Origin of the sequence: Curtobacterium sp. MCLR17_058, assembly GCF_003234705.2 — a bacterium.
In the GTDB taxonomy this organism is placed as follows: Bacteria; Actinomycetota; Actinomycetes; order Actinomycetales; family Microbacteriaceae; genus Curtobacterium; species Curtobacterium flaccumfaciens.
In genome coordinates this window covers 1,044,187-1,061,209 of the sequence record NZ_CP126262.1, presented here as the reverse complement: position 1 = coordinate 1,061,209, position 17,023 = coordinate 1,044,187, and the positions used below count along the sequence as shown (strand labels likewise).

The following is a 17,023-nucleotide window of genomic DNA, read 5'->3' as shown; positions in this document are numbered from 1 at the left end:
CGGTTCCCGCGTTCTCGTGCGCGCGAGACGCCGGCGTGTTCGGGCAGCGCGGGTCAGCGCACGGACGAGCCGGAGGCGAGGTCCTCGACCAGGGACGGCCGCGACGGTCGCCAGCCGAAGGCCGACCGGGCGTGTGCGCCGGACGCCTCCTGGTGCAGCAGCAGGGCGTCGGCGAAGTCCCGCCCGAGCCGTTCGCGGCTCGCGTCCACGCTCTCGGCGACGACCGGTGCACCGTGAGCCCCGGCCTCGGCGATCTGCCGGACGGTCGGGTTGTCGCCGGTCGCGGCGACGATGTACCCGTCGGGCTCGCCGCGGTGCAGCGCGAGGACGTAGAGCTCGCCGAGGTCGTCGACGTGCACCGTCGTCCAGCGCTGCGAGCCGTCGCCCACCAGCCGCACCGGCTGCTCGCCGTCGCTGACGAACATCGCCGGGATGCCGGCGCCGCGCCCGTAGACGATGCCAGGGGCGACGATGGTGCTCCGCACGTCGCTCCCCCGCAGCAGGGCCTCGTTCGGTCCGCGCCAGGCGGTCAACGCTGGAGGGCCGGTCGGCGACTGCTCGGAGATGTCCGTCGAGTCGCCGAAGGTGAAGATGCCGCCGGTGTGCACGAACGGCTTCGGTGTGCCGGCCAGGGCACCGATCGCGGTGCGGATGAAGTCCGGGTCGACGCCGGGCGCCGATGCCGTGTGGACGACGCCGTCGCTCTCGTGCAGCAGGCGTTCGACGACGTCGGTGTCGGTGACGTCGCCGACCAGGGCCCGGCCACCGGCGTCACGGACGTGCCGGGCCTTCTCGTCGGAGCGGACGAGCGCGGTGACCTCGTCGCCGTGGGCCACGAGGGAGCGGAGGACGGAGGAGCCGATGTAGCCGGACGCACCGGTGAGGAAGACGTGCATGCGGCCAGCCAACCACGGCGGCCGGGCGGTGTGGTCGTCGTCGCCGTCGTCTTTGCTAGGAGCTCAGGGTCCAGGCGCGGCGCTTGACGAGCACGTGGCCGCGCGAGGTCGTGAGTCGACTCCACGGGCCCGTCTCGAACAGCCGGACCGGGTCGTGCCCGAGGAACCCGAGGCTCTCGCCCGCGAAGCCCGCACCGGCGGGCAGGTGCTCGACGCCGGGGACCGGTCGACCCCAGACCTCGGCGCGGATCCGCCGGACGATGGCCTCGCCCGCGTTGGACGGCACGGCGTCGGCGACCTCGGCGATGCCGTCGCGGGTGGCGCGGCGGAGGAGTTCCGGTGAGACGTCCGGCAGCGGGACCCAGCCACCGCGGGGCGGGGAGATGGCCGCCCACGTCACGGTGTGCACTTCGTGCGGCAGCTCGACCTCGATCGGGGTGGCCCGCGTCGGGTCGGCGCCCTCGGCGTGTTCGGCGTCCTGCGCCTCGGCCAGCAGGCGGAGACGCTCGAGGAGCGACTGCTGCGGGACCACGGTGTCGATCGACGCCGGCTCGGTGAGCGAGAACGTGCGGAGGCCGAGCACCGTCGGCAGTTCGTCGAGCAGCCCGAGCGGGTAGAGGATCGCCGTGTAGACGGCCAGGACGCCGGAGTCGGCGATGAGCCGGACCGAGCCGTCCTCGATCCGAGCGGCACGTCCGAGGTACGTGCGGAGGTCACCGAGTGAGGCGGCGTCGGGAAGCGTGAACGAGTTGCCCATGTCGACCCCGATCCTACCGGCCGTCGACGCCGCGGCACCTGAGCGCGACGACCTGCGACGGCGGCGGGCAGCCGTTCGTAGACTGCACAGCGTGAACGGCGAACCCGACTTCCTGCGGACCCTGCGACTCGAGGACACCGGCGCGAGCACGGGCGAGACGATCCTGACCGGTGCCAGCCACTGGTCCCCCGGCGGACGGGTGTTCGGCGGGCAGGTGCTGGCGCAGTGCATCGTCGCCGCGCAGCGCACGATCGAGGGACGCGACGTCCACTCGATGCACGGCTACTTCCTGCGGCCCGGCGACATCGACGTGCCGATCACCTTCGGCGTCGAGCGCATCCACGACGGCCGGTCGTTCGCGGCCCGTCGCGTGCAGGCCTACCAGCGCGGTGTCCCGATCTTCTCGATGATCGCGTCGTTCCAGGTGCCGGACACCGGCATCGAGCACCAGGACCCGTACCCGGTGGACACCCCGGACCCGGAGTCCCTGCCGTCGGCCGCGTCGATCCTGTCCGCGATCGACCACCCGGTCGCGCGTGCCTGGGCCGCGCGGTCCATCGACCTGCGACACGTCGAGGGCCCGGTGTTCGTCGACGTGCAGGGCGAGCACGTGCCGCACCAGGCGGTCTGGTTCCGCGTGCAGGGCGACCTGCCCGACGACCCGGCGCTCCACCGTGCGGTGCTCGGGTACGCGAGCGACCTGTCGATCCTCGAGCCGATCATGCGGCGGCACGGCGTCGCCTGGGGCACCCCGGGGGTCAAGAGCGCGAGCCTCGACCACGCCATGTGGTGGCACCGCGACGGTCGCGCCGACGAGTGGATCCTGTACACGCAGGAGTCCCCGAGCGCACAGGGCGGACGGGGACTCGCGTTCGGTCGGATGTTCTCCCGCGACGGGCAGCTGCTGGCCACCGTCGCCCAGGAGGGCATGATGCGGGTGCCTACGGCCGGCTGAACTGCACCGGCTCCTCGAGGTAGCGCTCGCACGCGGCACGCTCGGTGTCGGTCAGTCGACGCGGACGGTTCGTCGCCGCGTCGACCATCACGAGTGCCGTTGTCGCCCGGGTGTACAGGACGGCGGGGTGCTGCCCCACCGGCGACCAGACCTCGTACGAGACGTCGATGCTCGCGCCCCCGAGCCGCCCGATCCACATCTGGATGTCGAGCGGTTGGCGGAGGTACGGGATCGACGCCAGGTACTCGAGGCGCTGGCCGGCGATCACCGTCATGGTGCCGGAACCCGGCCGACCGTCGATGATCGGCTCGGGCAGGTCGCCGTCGGGGTCTTCACCGGGATCGGCACCCCAGAACCCCACGATGCGCGCCTCTTCGAGGAGGCGCAGCATCGCGGAGTTGTTGACGTGACCGTAGGCGTCGATGTCGCTCCACCGCATGCGGATGGGAGCGTGCAGTCTCGCCACGAGGATCAGTCGCGGGTGAGCTTGCGGTACGTCGCGCGACCGGGCTTCGCGGCATCGGCACCGAGACGCTCGATCTTGTTCTCCTCGTAGGCCTCGAAGTTGCCCTCGAACCAGTACCAGTTCGGCGTGCCGTCCTCGTTGAGGCCCTCCCACGCCAGGATGTGCGTGGCGATGCGGTCGAGGAACCACCGGTCGTGGGTGATGACCACGGCGCAACCGGGGTACTCGAGCAGGGCGTTCTCGAGGCTGCCGAGCGTCTCGACGTCCAGGTCGTTGGTCGGCTCGTCGAGGAGCAGCAGGTTGCCGCCCTGCTTGAGCGTCAGCGCCAGGTTCAGACGGTTGCGCTCACCACCGGACAGGATGCCGGCGCGCTTCTGCTGGTCCGGGCCCTTGAAGCCGAACTGCGACACGTAGGCGCGGGACGGGATCTCGGTCTTGCCGACCTGGATGTAGTCGAGTCCGTCGGACACGACCTCCCACAGGTTCTTGTTCGGGTCGATGCCGCCACGGCTCTGGTCGACGTACGAGATGTCGACCGTGTCGCCGATCTTCAGCGTGCCGCCGTCGAGGGGCTCGAGGCCGACGATCGTCTTGAAGAGCGTGGTCTTGCCGACACCGTTCGGGCCGATGACGCCGACGATGCCGTTGCGGGGCAGCGTGAACGACAGGTCGCCGATGATGACGCGCTCACCGAACTGCTTGCGCAGGTGCTCGGCGTCGATGACCTGCGAACCCAGACGCGGGCCGACCGGGATCACGATCTCCTCGAAGTCGAGCTTGCGGGTGCGCTCGGCCTCGGTGACCATCTCCTCGTACCGGGCGAGACGGGCCTTCGACTTCGCCTGACGGCCCTTGGTGTTGCTCCGGACCCAGTCGAGCTCGGACGACAGGCGCTTCGCGAGCTTAGCGTCCTTCTTGCCCTGGACCTCGAGACGAGCACGCTTCTTCTCGAGGTAGGTCGAGTAGTTGCCCTCGTACGGGTACAGGCGGCCGCGGTCGACCTCGGCGATCCACTGGGCGACGTGGTCCAGGAAGTACCGGTCGTGGGTCACGGCGAGAACGGCACCGTGGTACTGCTGCAGGTGCTGCTCGAGCCAGAGCACGCTCTCGGCGTCGAGGTGGTTGGTGGGCTCGTCGAGGAGGAGCAGGTCGGGCTTCTGGAGCAGGAGCTTGCAGAGCGCGACGCGGCGCTTCTCACCACCGGACAGGTGGGTGACGAGTTCGTCCCCCGGGGGGCACTGCAGCGCGGCCATGGCCTGCTCGAGCTGGGAGTCGAGGTCCCACGCGTCGGCGGCGTCGATGTCCTCCTGCAGGGTGCCCATCTCGGCCAGGAGCGCGTCGAAGTCGGCGTCCGGCTCGGCCATGAGCGCCGAGATCTCGTTGAAGCGTGCGAGCTTGCCGTGGATCTCGCCCACGCCCTCCTGCACGTTCTCGAGCACGGTCTTGCTCTCGTCGAGCTCCGGCTCCTGCATGAGGATGCCGACGCTGAAGCCCGGCGTGAGCTTCGCCTCGCCGTTGGACGGCTGGTCGAGACCCGCCATGATCTTCAGGATCGTCGACTTGCCCGCACCGTTCGGTCCGACGACGCCGATCTTGGCACCGGGGAGGAACGACATCGTGACGTCGTCGAGGATCAGCTTGTCGCCGACCGCCTTGCGGGCGCGGACCATCTGGTAGATGTACTCAGCCATATCGGCCCCAAGTGTAGTGACACCGCCGGAGCACCGCTCGCCCGACGCCGGATCGCCGCTTCCCGCACCTGTACGAACAAGCCTGTTGTTCGCGACACGGACGACGTAGCTTGGCCTCACCCCGCTACCTCGGGCCCGTCACCCACCACGACGAGGACCAGGATCAGGACCACGGACAGGACGAGGACCATGACCACGCACACGACCACGACCCCGTCGCGGCTCCGCCGCCTCGCACTCCCCTTCGTCGGAGCGATCGCACTCACCGTCGCGCTCATCGCCCCGGTGTCGCCGGCATCGGCCGCCGGTGCCGTGCCGAAGGGCAGCCCGTACCTGCTGTACACGGCGAGCATCAGCGCCAACGGCACGGGCACCGGCTACTCGTCGTACATCAACGTGCACGACGCCCACAACAACGCGTACTCGTTCGGGATCCAGTCGGACAAGGGCTCCCCACAGAGCAAGGGCAAGCCGCGTTACATCTGGGAGCGCGTGCAGAACGGCAAGTTCACCTACGGCTACCTGGGCCTGGCCACGAACAAGCTCACGCCCATCGGCATGCGCTGGTACAAGAACGACGTCGCGACGATGATCGTGAACCACAAGACGATCGGCACCCTCAAGCTCAACCTCGACGGTCGCCTGTTCTTCAACGCCGAGGCCAACGCTCGCCTGAACGGTGACGTCGTGCACTCGACGGTGCAGAACACCCGCATCACGGTCGGTGACCGCAAGTCGAACACCGGCCTGAACGGCAAGTGGGACACGAGCTTCTCGTTCCACGGGCTGAAGGCGAAGCAGACGAACAGCCCGCGGGTGCAGGGCGCCAGCTTCAAGATCGACGGCCGCGTGACCGGGCTGCCCCGTGGCGGCAACTGGGACACCGCCCAGGTCTCCGGCATCGGGATGATCGCCCAGAAGTGGTGACCGACGCGACGCGGTGAACCGCCTGCGTCCCCGGCGGCCTGACCCGCACCCCGACTCCGGTCGGCGTGCGGGTCAGGCCGCTTCGGCGTCGTGGGCGTGGTCGTCGAGGGGCGGCGCGGGGTCCCAGGGGGCGGCGTCCTGTTCGAGGACGTGCTCGGACGGCCCCGCGGGCTCCTCGCCGTGGCCGAGCGGCGGTGCCCCGTGGACCCCGTCGACGTCGCCGTCACCGTCACCGTCACCGTCCGGACCGTGCTCGGTCGCCGGTGCATGCTCGTGCGCGCCGTCCGGCTCCGCCCCGTGACCGGCGCCGTGCCCCACGGGGTCGCGGACCTCGCCGGTGCGGGGGTCCACGCCGCGCAGACCACCCTGCCCCGAGGCGCCGTCGCCGACCTGCCGCGGCACCCGCAGCCAGTTGCTGATCCCCCACGCCAGGTCGTGGCCGATTCCGTCGGCGTCGATCTCGACCGAGGTCCCGCCGCGACCGTCGCGTTCCCACGTGCGGATGCGGACCCGTCCGGCGACGACGATCCGGTCGCCCTTCTTCAGGGACTTGTACACGTTCGACGCGAGCGACCGGAACGCGGTGACGGTGTACCAGTTGGTGGCGCCGTTGACCCAGGCGGCGGTGGCCCGGTCCCAGCGGCGCGAGGGTGAGGCGAGTCGGAGACTCGTGATGGCGATGCCGGTCTCGGTGACGAGGTGCCGGGGCTCGGTGGCGACGATTCCGCAGACGGTAATGATGTCGTTCATGCGTCGATCGTCACGGAGCCCGGGGCCGCGTCAGCGACCCCGGGCTCGATCTGTGGCGTGTGGACCCGATCAGGCGACCTGTGGAGGACGAGTCCCCCGGGCCTCCTGTCCGGACCCGGTCAGTGCGCTCGGAACTCGGGCCGGGCGGCCAACGGTCCGAGCGCGGCGTGGACCGCGCCCTTCGCGGACTCGAGGGACGGGTACGGCCCGCCCGCCCGTCGTCGCCCGTAGAGCTCGACCTGGAACCCGTCCGCCGCGCGGTGGATGCTGCCCACCGCTCCGGCCGGACCGATCGCAACCCAGGTTCCCGTGTTGTCCGTCATGTTCGAACCACCTCCTTGTGGCCCTGCCGCCCCGGGGTCAGGACGCCAGGATGTACTGACTGTAGGCCTTCCGCACCTTGTTCACCTTGGGCAGCGCGACTGCGAGGCAGTAGCCCTGCCCGGGGTTCTTCGCGAAGAAGTCCTGGTGGTACTCCTCTGCCGTGTAGAACGTCGAGAGCGGCTCGATGGTGGTGACGATGCCGCCGTCCCAGATGTCCGACGCCCGCTCGATGGCGCGCTCGAACAGCTCGCGCTGCGCGTCGTCGGCCGGGAACATCGCCGAGCGGTACTGCGTGCCGACGTCGGCCCCCTGGCGGTTCAGCTGCCGTGGGTCGTGCAGCGTGAAGAAGACGTCGAGGATCACGTCAGCCGGGATCACCGACTCATCGAACGTCACCGCGACCGCCTCGGCGTGGCCCGTCGTCCCGGTGCACACCAGTTCGTACGAGGGGTCCTCGACCTGTCCGCCGACGTAGCCCGACACCACGTCCTGCACACCCTGGAGCGTGCGGTACACGGCGTCGAGACACCAGAAACATCCACCTGCGAGCACGAACGTGGTCATGGCCACAACCTCTCTCCGGGCTGCCCGTGCAGCCCCGTCGTTCCTCCACAACAGTGTGCGCGGGGACCCTGTTCCCCAGATCGGACGTTGCCCCTCGGCGTGTCGGTGGTCCCCCGTAGCGTCGGCACCACACCGACCAGGAGGCCAGCGATGCAGACCATCACCGAACCCGCACTGCGGATCCGCACCGTCCCGCTGGCCCGCGCCCGGGGCGACTACCGCATCCTCGACGTCCGCGATGACCTGAGCCGGGTCACCCGGGCCAACGGTGAGATCGTCGGGTACGTCGACCGCATCGACGTCGCCGGTGACACCGCCTACCGTGCCCGCCGGTACGTCGCGACCGAGCGCCGGTTCGTCGAGCTGCCGAGCGTGTGGTCCGCCGACGACGCCGTGGACACCCTGCGCTGGTCATGATGTTCCACATTGGAATCATCTGCACCGGGATGCACGGAACGCCGTCCGGCCTCCCCGACGCCTGACCGTTCCGTGGGTATGGTGCGCGCATGGACTGGTGGAACGACCTGACCGACTGGACTTCGTCCGACACGGGTTGGCGGGTGCTCTCGGGCGCTGTGATCCCCTTCGTCGCCATCGTCGTGGCGGGCGTCATCGCGGCGCTCATCGGGCGCAGCGCGACCAAGCGGGTCGTGGCGCTCCAGGAGCGGGAATCGAAGAACGCGGCCGTCGCCGCGATCCTGACGGCTGCGCGCAAGGCAGCGGCATGGGGATCGCTCGGACACGACGAGCGTGCGTACGCGGACCACCTCGCCGAGGACGCCGACATCCGGCTGCGCCTGCTCCCCGTGCAGGGTGCGCCGCTGGCCGCCAACTGGGCCCAGCACGAGATCGCCGACATCAAGAAGAACTCGTCGACGTTCAGCTTCCAGGCCGACCAGTCCCTCGCCGAGTTCCGTGACCGCCTGCTCGACTGGCAGGCGCGACCGAGTCGTGCGCGCAAGCTCTTCAAGGCCGACCTCGAGCGCTGGAAGTTCGAGTCCCCGGACCCCGACGCCGACCTGATCAAGCGCCAGCAGGACTGGAACGCCGACCAGGCCGAACCCCCGCGCACCCAGGCACCCGCACAGGCCCCGGCGCCGGCTCCGGCTGCTCCCGCCGAGCGTCCCACCCCGACGACGACCTCGCTGCGTCCGGCGCAGCGCCCCGCGTCCGCACCCTCGACCCCTCCGGCGGCGGCCGCTGCGTCTGCCGGTGCCGCCGGCGCGACGACCCCGTCGTTCTCCGTGAACCGTGGTGCGGGCACGAACCCGAACCGCGGCAGCGCCGACCAGAACGCCACGCGCTCCTTCGGTGACAACACCACCCGCGTCTACGGCGACGACGACGAGGCTGCACCCCCGGTCCGTCCGGCGCTCGGCACCCCGACCTCGCCCGCCCGCTCCGTCCAGGGCCGCGGCACGGACGACACCGAGGTCGTGGACGACGACAGCGCCACGCGGGCCTTCGGCGACGCGAGCGCCACTCGCGCGTCCGGCGACGCCGGCGCCACCCGCGCCTTCGGTGACTCCGGCCGCGCTCCGCGGAACGACCGTCCGTCCTCGTCCGACCGCCCCGTCGCGACGCCCACCGCGGCCGACGCCCACGTCAACCGGGCGCCCGCGAACGACGTCCCGCCCGCATCGGCACCCCGGGTCGACACCCCCGGCGCGACGAACACCACGTCCGTCCCGACGCGTCTGAACCAGGCCCCCGCCGAGCCCGCGGACGCGAACGAGACGTCGGAGGCGCCGTACACGCAGCCGATCAGCGCCGCCGAACTCCGACGCCGCGCCGCGGACGACGACGAGTAGCAACCCACACGACGAGAACAGGGCCGCCATCCGGAGAGGATGGCGGCCCTGTTCGTCTTCGGCGCCCCCGGCAGGAATCGAACCCGCGGCACGGTGGGTAGAAACCACCTGCTCTATCCACTGAGCTACGGAGGCGAGCAGCGTCGATTGTAGCGGCGAGCGGCCACCGGACGCTCGATGCGCGCCCCGCCGCGTCGCCGCGACAGGACCCGGCGGTCGCCCAACGGTCGGCCGCCGTCTGCCGCCCGTTCCCCTCCGCGACACCCGCGCTTCGTAGCGTCCGGAGCATGCGCACCACCGGTTCCGTCCTCGCCGTCGTGCCCGCGCGTGCCGGGTCGAAGGGGATCCCCGGCAAGAACCTCCGCACGGTCGCGGGCCGTTCGCTGGTCCGGCGGGCGGTCGACTCGGCACGACGCGCCACCCGCATCGACGAGGTCGTCGTCACGACCGACGGTGACGCCATCGCTGCCGAGGCCGTCGCCGCCGGTGCCGCCGTGGTCCGCCGTCCGGCCGAGCTCGCCGGCGACGAGGCGTCATCGGAGTCCGCCCTGCTGCACGTCCTCGACGCGATCAGCACGCCGCTGCCCGAGGTCCTCGTCTTCCTGCAGGCGACCTCGCCGTTCATCGACCCGGCCGACCTCGACGCCGCCGTCGCGCGCGTGGTCGACGGGCACGCCGACGCGGTGTTCGCCGCCACGCCGTCGCACGCGTTCCTGTGGCGGACCGCCCCGGACGGCACCGCGGTCGCGGTGAACCACGACGCTGCGACCAGGCCCCGCCGGCAGGACCGCGAGCCCGAGTACCGCGAGACCGGCGCCTTCTACGTGATGCGGACGGCGGGGTTCCTCGAGAACCGGCACCGGTTCCACGGCCGCGTCGAGCTGGCCGTCGTCGACGGTGCCGGTGCGATCGACATCGACGACGAGGCCGACCTGGCCCTCGCCGAAGCCCTCGCCGAAGCGCCCGGCGCGCCCGGCGCGCCCGGCGCGCTGGCCGACGCACGCGTCGGCGACCCGGCCCCAGCACCCACCACGACCCGAGACCCATCCCCGACGCGGGCCACCCCCGCACCGAACGGAGCACCATGACCGTCACCATCGGTACGTCCACGATCGGCGCGGGCCACCCCGCGTACCTCATCGGCGAGATCGGCCTCAACCACAACGGCGACGTCGACATCGCGAAGCAGCTCATCGACGTCGCTGCCGACGCGGGCCTGCAGGCCGTGAAGTTCCAGAAGCGCACTCCCGCGATCTCCACGCCGGAGCACATGAAGAACACCCCGCGCAGCACCCCGTGGGGCGACATGACCTACCTGGAGTACCGCTACCGCGTCGAGTTCGACCGTGACCAGTACATCGAGATCGGCGACCACGCGACCCTCCGCGGGCTCGACTGGTTCGCGTCGCCGTGGGACGAGCCGTCGGTCGACTTCCTCGAGGACCTCAACGTCGTCGCCTACAAGATCGCCTCGGCGTCCGTCACCGACCTCGGCATGCTCGCCGCGGTCGCCACGACCGGCAAGCCCGTCATCCTGTCGACCGGCATGTCCACGCTCGAGCAGATCGACGCCGCCGTCGAGGCCCTCGGCACCGACCGCCTCGTCCTCATGCACGCGACGTCGACCTACCCGCTGCCGGCCGAGGAGGCGAACCTCCGCATGATCGACACCCTCGCCCACCGCTACGCGGGCGTCCCCGTCGGCTACTCCGGCCACGAGCCCGGCCTGCAGATCTCCATCGCCGCGGTCGCCCTCGGTGCCACGGCCGTCGAGCGCCACATCACGCTCGACCGCACGATGTGGGGCTCCGACCACGCTGCATCGCTCGAGCCGCACGGCCTGAAGACGCTCGCCCGTGACATCCGCATCATCGAGACCGCCCTCGGTGACGGCGTCAAGAGGATCTTCCCCGGCGAGCAGGCACCGCTCGCGAAGCTGCGTCGCGTCGGCGCGTGAGCGGCCCGGTCGACGGGACCCGTGCCCTGGACATGCCGGCTGACGGCAGTGGGTCGACGGACGGACTGGAGGCGCGCCTCCCGTCCGACGCGTCACCACGCGTCCGACGCGTGGTCGGCCTGGTCGACACCGACTCGTTCGCGAAGTGGGGCGCCCACCTGCTGGCGAGCGCACCGGCGGACTGGGACCTGGAGCTGCGCACCGTGGCGACCCCGAGGTCGGCGAGTCCGAAGCAGCTGCGGTCGGCGTTCCGCGGGCTGGACCGGCGCCTCGCCCACCTGCACCGGGAACCGCCAGCGCCGAAGGACGTCGACGCCGTCGTCGAGGAGCTCCGACAGGACCCGCCGGACGCCGTCCTGGTGTCGTTGATCGGACCGGTGGCCGAGCTCGTGATCGACGAGGTACACCGGCGGATCCCGGACCGGCCGGTGCTGGTCTCGGGGCTGCCGGGGATCTCGTTCCCGTCGAAGTGGAAGGGCATCTTCTTCCGCGCCCGGGCCGACCTGTTCGTGCTGCACAGCCATCGTGAGGTCCGCGCGTACGAGGAGATGGCGCGCGAGGGCGGCGTCGAGCCGCACTTCGCGCTCGCCACACTGCCCTTCGCGCGGGGGGTCGGCGCGACCGGCGGTGCCGGCGCAAGCGATGGTGCGGGCTCGACGGTCCGCGACGCCGTCGTCTTCGCTGCGCAGCCGAGTGTGCCGTTCGAGCGGGCCGACCGGGCACTCGTCGTGCGGTGGCTCGTGGAGACAGCGCGGGCGCACCCGGAGTGGCGCGTCGTCATCAAGACGCGCGCTGCGGCCGGTGAGCACCAGACGCACCGCGAGGAGCACCCCTACCCGGACCTGGTGCCCGCGGACGCGCCGACCAACCTCGTGGTGGAGAGCGGCCCGATGGCCGAGCACCTCGACCGGGCGGTGGCGCTCGTGACGATCAGCTCGACCGCGGTGCTCGAGGCGGCGGCGCGAGGCGTGCCCGCACTCACGCTGACCGACTTCGGGATCGGGCGGCACCTGATCAACGAGGTGTTCGTAGGGAGCGGCCTCGAGGGTGACGCCGTCGACCTGGTCGACGGACGGTTCGGTGTCGTCCGGCCGGAGTGGATGCGGGACAACTACTTCCACCCGACCTCGGAGGACGACTGGCAGCACCGGCTCGTGGAGCTCATGGCCCGACGGGACGCCGGCACGCTGGTGGACCGGGCACCGGCTCGGCGGAGTCGCGGTGGCGTGCTGCGCCGTGCGTGGGAGCGGAAGAACGCCCTCGGTGGGGCCGATCGCAGCCCGCTCGGGCTGGTGGCACTGGGCATCGGAGCGCCGATCCGGGGCGCGAAGCGGCTGGCGCGACGCGTGCGGGCGCTGGTCGATCCGCCGGAACCCGTGGTGGTGGCGGCGCCGACGTCGCAGCGTGCGGGGGCGCGGGCCGCTCTGCCCGCGCCGGGGACCGCCGCTGGGACGGCTGCGGCGGCGGCCGCCCCGGCCGCGGCGGCGGCTCGTTCAGAGCGCCTTGGCCACCGCGAGCAGGAGTTGGTCACGGGTCGGGACGCCGGGTGAACGGAAGACCTCGGTGCCGTCGTCCTGCCGCACGATGATCGTGGGCGTGGACCGGATACCGAGGTCTTCCGCGTCGTCGGGGTGTGCCGCCACGTCGCGTTCGGTCACGGTGAGCCCGGGGACGAGCTCTGACACCTCGGCCGACACCCGGCGGGCGGCGGCACACGGCGCACAGAAGGCGGACGTCCAGAGGTCGAGCTGCATGTGGTCCTGCAACGCGGCGGGTGGGGGTTCTACTCCCGGTCGAACTCGCCGCTGCGGTCGCCGCGGTCCTGCAGGTCGTCGACCGGGTCGGACTCGCCGGGCTCGTAGGTGAACTCGACCGAGATCTGGTCGAGGACCTGGCGGGACTTGGTGGCGCGGTAGGTGAAGGCCGTCTGCAGGCCCTCGACGTCGGCGAACACCGTGACCTCGTCGTCCAGCGCGTCGCTCGTGGCGGTGCGGGTGTCGGTCGTGCCGTCGAAGGGACCGCCGTGGAAGATCGCGGTGTACTCGTCGCCTTCGTGGATGGTGATGTCGCTCATGCCTCCCTTCTACCAGGCGGTGGCTGGTGCAGTCTGTCGAGCCCGTCGTTGCGCTATGCATAGCACGGCTATATAGTTCAGCTATGGAAACACCGCGTGAGCAGACGATCGAGACCCTCCTCGTCTCCGTCAACCGCCTGATCCGCAGCGCCGTCCAGTCGACGGGCAACACCACGTCCGCCGCGGTCTGGCGCACGCTCGGCATCCTCGAGACCGACGAGCCGCTGCGACTCGGTGAACTGGCCACCGCCTCCCGCGTGGCGCAGCCCACCATGACCCGACTCGTCGCCGGCATGCTCGCCGACGGCCTGGTCAGCCGCAGCGTCGACCCGGACGACTCCCGCGGGCAGCTCATCGAACTCACCGAGGCTGGACGCGAACGGCTCGCTTCCTGGCGCTCCACCCTCACCAGCACGGTCGGTCCGTTGTTCGCCGACCTGACCGACGACGACTGGGACGTCCTGCACCACGCGGCGAACCTGATCGCCCAGCGCACCCGGACAACCCCCAACGGAACGGAGATCCCCGCGTGAACGCCCACGCACCCGCCGGCCAGTCCGGCTCCATCCTCAAGCAGTCGTCCGCGGTCTGGGCGATCGCCTTCGCCTGCGTCGTCGCGTTCATGGGCATCGGCCTCGTCGACCCGATCCTCCCGGCGATCGCGGCGTCCCTCAAGGCGACCCCCGCGCAGACCGAACTGCTCTTCACGAGCTACCTCGCCGTCACCGGCGTCGCGATGTTCTTCACCAGCTGGGTCTCCAGCCGCATCGGCGCGAAGCGCACCCTGCTCATCGGACTCGCCCTGATCGTGCTCTTCTCGGTGCTCGCGGCGACGTCGAACAGCGTGTGGAGCATCATCGACTTCCGTGCCGGCTGGGGCCTCGGCAACGCGCTCTTCATCTCCACCGCGCTCGCGACCATCGTCGGGGCAGCGTCCGGCGGCACCGCCTCGGCGATCATCCTGTACGAGGCAGCGCTCGGCCTCGGCATCGCCGTCGGCCCCCTCGTCGGAGGCCTGCTCGGCTCGGTGAGCTGGCGCGGCCCGTTCTTCGGCGTCACGACCCTGATGGCCGTCGCGTTCATCGCCATCGTCGCCCTGCTGAAGACCGGCAGCCTCGAGAAGCCCACGCCGACGAAGCTCTCCGCTCCCTTCCGCGCCCTGACCCGTCCGGCACTCGCCGCCCTCGCCGCAACCGCGCTGTTCTACAACATCGGCTTCTTCGTCCTGCTGGCGTACACGCCGTTCCCGCTCGGCTTCGGCGCGCTCGGCATCGGGTTCACGTTCTTCGGCTGGGGTGTCGGTCTCGCCATCACGTCGGTTTGGGTCGCCCCGATGCTCACCGCCCGTCTCCGGCGGACGACGGTGTTGAAGATCGCGCTGCCCCTGCTCGCGCTCGACCTGTTCGCCGCGGCCCTCGTCGTGCGGTCCCAGGTCGGCCTGATCATCTGCGTCGTGATCGGCGGCCTCGTGCTCGGTGTCCTGAACACCGTGCTCACCGAGTGCGTCATGGAGGCCACCGACCTCCCCCGCTCCGTCGCCTCGAGCGCCTACTCCGCCGTCCGCTTCATCGGCGGCGCCATCGCCCCGCCCGTCGCGACCCTGCTCGCCGACGCGTACTCCCCCTCGGCGGCCTACGTCTTCGCGGGCGCATCCGTCGCGGTCGCCTTCGTCGTGATCCTCTGCACCACCAGGGTCCTGCGCCGCGTCGACGACGGTCCCGAGCCGGAGCGCATCGAGGCCGAGGCCATCACCGCCGGCGACATGGCCTAGCCGCCGGGGTGCGGGGGCGCTTCACGCGCGCCCCACGTCCCCACTTCTCCACGAACGGGCGAAATGCCGGAGTGTCCCCCGTGGGCACCCCGGCATTTCGCCCGTTCGTGCGTCCGCGCGGGGGCTCGCTCGCCCCTCGTTCCACGCCCCACCCGCGAGCGGGCGAAATGTCCGGCCTCGACTGCAGAGCGAGTCCGGCATTTCGCCCGCTCGCACGGGGCTGGCCAGAACCGTGCGGTAGGCGGGGTAGAGAGCGACTGCCGGGAGGCGCGGGTCGGCCTGCCGGGGTCACCACGGGCCTCCAAGCGGTCACCTGCAATGCTCGCGGCTCGCGTCGCGGACGAGCGGGCGAAACATCCGGGTGCGCCCGCAGGGCAACCGCGGCATTTCGCCCGCTCGGCTGGACGCGGGCGGGCGGAGCCGCGACCGCAGCGCCGCCGCCAGCGAGCGGGCGGAATACCGCGGTCCGTACGCAGGGTGACCGCGGCATTTCGCCCACTCGTGGTGGTGAGGCGGGATCGGCACGGCAGGCGGGGTGGAGGGCGACCGCCTGGAGGCGCGGGGCGGCCTGCCGGGGTCGCCACGGGCCTCCAGGCGGTCGCCTGCAGTGCTCGCGGCTCGCGTCCCGGACGAGCGGGCGGAACGTCCGGGTGCCTCCGCAGGGCGACCGCGGCATTTCGCCCGCTCGCGGAACGGGCGCAGCGGCACGTACGGGAGGCACGCGGGGCGGGAATAGGATCGGGGACATGGCAACCGCGAATGACCGCCTCGTCTGGATCGACTGCGAGATGACCGGCCTCGACCTCGAGGTCGACGAACTCGTCGAGGTGGCCGTGGTCATCACCGACTTCGACCTCGAGCCCGTGCACCCCGGGTTCGACATCGTCATCAAGCCGGACCAGTCGGCGCTCGACAACATGAACGAGTTCGTGACGAACATGCACGTCACCTCGGGGCTCATCGACGAGATCCCGAACGGCGTGAGCCTGGCGGACGCCGAGTACCAGGTGCTCGAGTACATCCTCGAGCACGTCCCTGCCGAGGGCTCCGCACCCTTGGCCGGCAACACCATCGGCACCGACCGTGCGTTCCTGTCGAAGTACATGCCGCGGGTCGACGGGCACCTGCACTACCGCAGCGTCGACGTGTCGAGCATCAAGGAGCTCTGCCGCCGCTGGTTCCCCCGCGTGTACTTCAACGCGCCGGAGAAGCACGGTGGGCACCGGGCCCTCGCGGACATCCTCGAGTCGATCCGCGAGCTCGAGTACTACCGCCGCGCCGGCTTCGTCGCCGAGCCCGGCCCGAGCACCGACGACGTGCGTGCCGTCCAGGCCGACGTCGTGGCGAAGTGGGAGTCACGGCTGGCGCAGCCCGCGGCCGAGTAGCGACACGGGTGGTCCGCACCCCGTCCCGCATGTACTACTATTGAGTGGTCGCGCCGGTCCGCCGGTTCGAACATGGTGGATATAGCTCAGTTGGTAGAGCGCCTGGTTGTGGTCTAGGAGGTCGCGGGTTCGAGACCCGTTATTCACCCCAGTCGAGGGAGAGTCCTGTTGCGTGTGACGCAACCGGGGCTCTCCCTCAGTGTTTTTCTGGACGGCTCCGGCGCCGTGCGGCTTCGCCCCGAGTGGTGAGCCACGAGTAGTGAGCCGCGAGTGATCAGCGCGGTGTGGGACGATCCACCCGTGATGGAGATGTCCGCCGACGCGTTCGAGCAACTCGTGACCGACGAACTCGACCTGCTCCCCGACGAGATGGTCGACGGGCTCGACAACGTGGTGTTCGTCGTCGAGGACGAACCGGAGAACGGCGAAGAGCTCTTCGGCTTGTACGACGGCATCGCAGCCACCGAGCGCGGGCAGTACGGCTTCGGCGAGCTGCCCGACCGCATCGTGGTGTTCCGCAAGCAGCACCTGGCCGAGTGCGACACCGTCGAGGAGCTCAAGGACGAGGTGCACACCACCCTCGTGCACGAGATCGGCCACTTCTACGGCATCGACGACGAGCGACTGCACGAGCTCGGCTGGGCGTAGCGGCCAGCGACGCGCACCCGGCGGGCGGCGGGCGGCGGGCGGCGCCC

The 17,023-nt window shown here is 71.1% G+C and carries 20 protein-coding genes and 2 tRNA genes; 12 read left to right on the top strand and 10 right to left on the bottom strand.

Translation table 11 applies throughout. From position 1 onward, the window contains the following. Positions 1–53: 53 nt before the first annotated feature. Positions 54–896, bottom strand: coding sequence for an NAD-dependent epimerase/dehydratase family protein (locus tag DEJ11_RS05085; protein WP_111104537.1), 843 nt, complete (start codon positions 894–896; stop codon positions 54–56). Between the two features lie 55 nt (positions 897–951). Then, complete coding sequence (locus DEJ11_RS05080; protein ID WP_111104539.1) at positions 952–1,653, bottom strand: DUF8185 domain-containing protein; 702 nt, start codon at positions 1,651–1,653, stop codon at positions 952–954. Positions 1,654–1,744: 91 nt separating this feature from the next. On the opposite strand from DEJ11_RS05080, the gene DEJ11_RS05075 reads away from it, so the two are divergent. Beyond that, positions 1,745–2,608, top strand: a complete 864-nt coding sequence (locus tag DEJ11_RS05075; RefSeq protein ID WP_111030580.1) for an acyl-CoA thioesterase — start codon at positions 1,745–1,747, stop codon at positions 2,606–2,608. Here DEJ11_RS05075 and DEJ11_RS05070 read toward each other — a convergent pair. Both DEJ11_RS05070 and ettA read right to left on the bottom strand, forming a co-directional pair. Next, positions 2,595–3,047: an acyl-CoA thioesterase gene (locus tag DEJ11_RS05070; protein WP_071405517.1), complete on the bottom strand. Its 453-nt coding sequence runs from the start codon at positions 3,045–3,047 to the stop codon at positions 2,595–2,597. The two genes, DEJ11_RS05075 and DEJ11_RS05070, sit on opposite strands and share 14 nt — an antisense overlap. 32 nt (positions 3,048–3,079) lie before the next feature. Beyond that, a complete protein-coding gene (gene ettA, locus DEJ11_RS05065) occupies positions 3,080–4,765 on the bottom strand; it encodes an energy-dependent translational throttle protein EttA (protein WP_111030561.1) in 1,686 nt (561 codons plus the stop codon). Positions 4,766–4,954: 189 nt separating this feature from the next. On the opposite strand from ettA, the gene DEJ11_RS05060 reads away from it, so the two are divergent. Then, positions 4,955–5,692, top strand: a complete 738-nt coding sequence (locus DEJ11_RS05060; RefSeq protein ID WP_111033444.1) for a hypothetical protein — start codon at positions 4,955–4,957, stop codon at positions 5,690–5,692. A gap of 72 nt (positions 5,693–5,764) precedes the next feature. On the opposite strand, the gene DEJ11_RS05055 is transcribed toward DEJ11_RS05060, so the two are convergent. The 3 genes from DEJ11_RS05055 to msrA form a co-directional block, all read right to left on the bottom strand. Further along, the gene (locus DEJ11_RS05055) at positions 5,765–6,442 is read right to left on the bottom strand and encodes a single-stranded DNA-binding protein (protein WP_111104542.1); all 678 of its coding nucleotides are present in this window, start codon (positions 6,440–6,442) and stop codon (positions 5,765–5,767) included. Between the two features lie 119 nt (positions 6,443–6,561). Next, positions 6,562–6,765 carry a hypothetical protein gene (locus tag DEJ11_RS05050; RefSeq protein WP_027464651.1) on the bottom strand — a complete coding sequence of 68 codons (204 nt, stop codon included), beginning with the start codon at positions 6,763–6,765 and terminating at the stop codon, positions 6,562–6,564. 37 nt (positions 6,766–6,802) lie between these two features. Beyond that, positions 6,803–7,330 (bottom strand): peptide-methionine (S)-S-oxide reductase MsrA, encoded by a 528-nt coding sequence (msrA, locus tag DEJ11_RS05045; protein WP_111054885.1) that lies wholly within the window; start codon positions 7,328–7,330, stop codon positions 6,803–6,805. Positions 7,331–7,480: 150 nt separating this feature from the next. Between msrA and DEJ11_RS05040 the strand changes: the two genes are divergently transcribed. Together DEJ11_RS05040 and DEJ11_RS05035 are read left to right on the top strand one after the other, a co-directional pair. Next, the gene (locus DEJ11_RS05040; protein ID WP_017886047.1) at positions 7,481–7,747 is read left to right on the top strand and encodes a hypothetical protein; all 267 of its coding nucleotides are present in this window, start codon (positions 7,481–7,483) and stop codon (positions 7,745–7,747) included. Positions 7,748–7,836: 89 nt separating this feature from the next. Then, the gene (locus tag DEJ11_RS05035) at positions 7,837–9,141 is read left to right on the top strand and encodes a hypothetical protein (protein WP_111104545.1); all 1,305 of its coding nucleotides are present in this window, start codon (positions 7,837–7,839) and stop codon (positions 9,139–9,141) included. A 62-nt stretch (positions 9,142–9,203) separates the two neighbouring features. Here the strand turns inward: DEJ11_RS05035 and DEJ11_RS05030 are convergent. Next, positions 9,204–9,276 (bottom strand) — tRNA-Arg (locus tag DEJ11_RS05030). A 152-nt stretch (positions 9,277–9,428) separates the two neighbouring features. On the opposite strand from DEJ11_RS05030, the gene DEJ11_RS05025 reads away from it, so the two are divergent. The 3 genes from DEJ11_RS05025 to DEJ11_RS05015 are packed head-to-tail and all read left to right on the top strand — an operon-like array spanning position 9,429 to position 12,648. After that, positions 9,429–10,229, top strand: coding sequence for an acylneuraminate cytidylyltransferase family protein (locus tag DEJ11_RS05025; protein ID WP_111104548.1), 801 nt, complete (start codon positions 9,429–9,431; stop codon positions 10,227–10,229). Further along, the gene (locus tag DEJ11_RS05020) at positions 10,226–11,098 is read left to right on the top strand and encodes an N-acetylneuraminate synthase family protein (protein WP_111104551.1); all 873 of its coding nucleotides are present in this window, start codon (positions 10,226–10,228) and stop codon (positions 11,096–11,098) included. The genes DEJ11_RS05025 and DEJ11_RS05020 overlap by 4 nt, the downstream gene beginning before the upstream one ends. Then, a complete protein-coding gene (locus DEJ11_RS05015; protein ID WP_111104554.1) occupies positions 11,095–12,648 on the top strand; it encodes a DUF6716 putative glycosyltransferase in 1,554 nt (517 codons plus the stop codon). The genes DEJ11_RS05020 and DEJ11_RS05015 overlap by 4 nt, the downstream gene beginning before the upstream one ends. Here the strand turns inward: DEJ11_RS05015 and DEJ11_RS05010 are convergent. Then, positions 12,592–12,852, bottom strand: coding sequence for a thioredoxin family protein (locus DEJ11_RS05010; protein ID WP_111104557.1), 261 nt, complete (start codon positions 12,850–12,852; stop codon positions 12,592–12,594). The two genes, DEJ11_RS05015 and DEJ11_RS05010, sit on opposite strands and share 57 nt — an antisense overlap. Before the next feature lie 29 nt (positions 12,853–12,881). Beyond that, positions 12,882–13,172, bottom strand: a complete 291-nt coding sequence (locus DEJ11_RS05005; protein WP_071405508.1) for a hypothetical protein — start codon at positions 13,170–13,172, stop codon at positions 12,882–12,884. 83 nt (positions 13,173–13,255) lie between these two features. Between DEJ11_RS05005 and DEJ11_RS05000 the strand changes: the two genes are divergently transcribed. The 5 genes from DEJ11_RS05000 (at position 13,256) to DEJ11_RS04980 (ending at position 16,976) form a co-directional block, all read left to right on the top strand. Further along, positions 13,256–13,705, top strand: coding sequence for a MarR family winged helix-turn-helix transcriptional regulator (locus tag DEJ11_RS05000; RefSeq protein ID WP_027464646.1), 450 nt, complete (start codon positions 13,256–13,258; stop codon positions 13,703–13,705). After that, positions 13,702–14,943: an MFS transporter gene (locus DEJ11_RS04995; RefSeq protein WP_111100853.1), complete on the top strand. Its 1,242-nt coding sequence runs from the start codon at positions 13,702–13,704 to the stop codon at positions 14,941–14,943. Before DEJ11_RS05000 ends, DEJ11_RS04995 begins: the two co-directional genes overlap by 4 nt. A gap of 746 nt (positions 14,944–15,689) precedes the next feature. After that, entirely contained in the window at positions 15,690–16,328 is a 639-nt protein-coding gene (gene orn, locus DEJ11_RS04990; protein ID WP_111024210.1) for an oligoribonuclease, read from the top strand. Positions 16,329–16,403: 75 nt separating this feature from the next. After that, positions 16,404–16,479: transfer RNA gene (locus tag DEJ11_RS04985), tRNA-His, on the top strand. Between the two features lie 152 nt (positions 16,480–16,631). Continuing rightward, positions 16,632–16,976 carry a metallopeptidase family protein gene (locus DEJ11_RS04980; RefSeq protein ID WP_111104560.1) on the top strand — a complete coding sequence of 115 codons (345 nt, stop codon included), beginning with the start codon at positions 16,632–16,634 and terminating at the stop codon, positions 16,974–16,976. Positions 16,977–17,023 lie beyond the last annotated feature (47 nt).

Bases quoted from the DNA above. Each gene is read 5' to 3' on its own strand.
- DEJ11_RS05085 (WP_111104537.1), bottom strand. From the start codon at position 896: ATGCACGTCTTCCTCACCGGTGCGTCCGGCTACATCGGCTCCTCCGTC.
- DEJ11_RS05080 (WP_111104539.1), bottom strand. From the start codon at position 1,653: ATGGGCAACTCGTTCACGCTTCCCGACGCCGCCTCACTCGGTGACCTC.
- DEJ11_RS05070 (WP_071405517.1), bottom strand. From the start codon at position 3,047: ATGCGGTGGAGCGACATCGACGCCTACGGTCACGTCAACAACTCCGCG.
- ettA (WP_111030561.1), bottom strand. From the start codon at position 4,765: ATGGCTGAGTACATCTACCAGATGGTCCGCGCCCGCAAGGCGGTCGGC.
- DEJ11_RS05060 (WP_111033444.1), top strand. From the start codon at position 4,955: ATGACCACGCACACGACCACGACCCCGTCGCGGCTCCGCCGCCTCGCA.
- DEJ11_RS05055 (WP_111104542.1), bottom strand. From the start codon at position 6,442: ATGAACGACATCATTACCGTCTGCGGAATCGTCGCCACCGAGCCCCGG.
- DEJ11_RS05050 (WP_027464651.1), bottom strand. From the start codon at position 6,765: ATGACGGACAACACGGGAACCTGGGTTGCGATCGGTCCGGCCGGAGCG.
- msrA (WP_111054885.1), bottom strand. From the start codon at position 7,330: ATGACCACGTTCGTGCTCGCAGGTGGATGTTTCTGGTGTCTCGACGCC.
- DEJ11_RS05040 (WP_017886047.1), top strand. From the start codon at position 7,481: ATGCAGACCATCACCGAACCCGCACTGCGGATCCGCACCGTCCCGCTG.
- DEJ11_RS05035 (WP_111104545.1), top strand. From the start codon at position 7,837: ATGGACTGGTGGAACGACCTGACCGACTGGACTTCGTCCGACACGGGT.
- DEJ11_RS05025 (WP_111104548.1), top strand. From the start codon at position 9,429: ATGCGCACCACCGGTTCCGTCCTCGCCGTCGTGCCCGCGCGTGCCGGG.
- DEJ11_RS05020 (WP_111104551.1), top strand. From the start codon at position 10,226: ATGACCGTCACCATCGGTACGTCCACGATCGGCGCGGGCCACCCCGCG.
- DEJ11_RS05010 (WP_111104557.1), bottom strand. From the start codon at position 12,852: ATGCAGCTCGACCTCTGGACGTCCGCCTTCTGTGCGCCGTGTGCCGCC.
- DEJ11_RS05005 (WP_071405508.1), bottom strand. From the start codon at position 13,172: ATGAGCGACATCACCATCCACGAAGGCGACGAGTACACCGCGATCTTC.
- DEJ11_RS05000 (WP_027464646.1), top strand. From the start codon at position 13,256: ATGGAAACACCGCGTGAGCAGACGATCGAGACCCTCCTCGTCTCCGTC.
- orn (WP_111024210.1), top strand. From the start codon at position 15,690: ATGGCAACCGCGAATGACCGCCTCGTCTGGATCGACTGCGAGATGACC.
- DEJ11_RS04980 (WP_111104560.1), top strand. From the start codon at position 16,632: ATGGAGATGTCCGCCGACGCGTTCGAGCAACTCGTGACCGACGAACTC.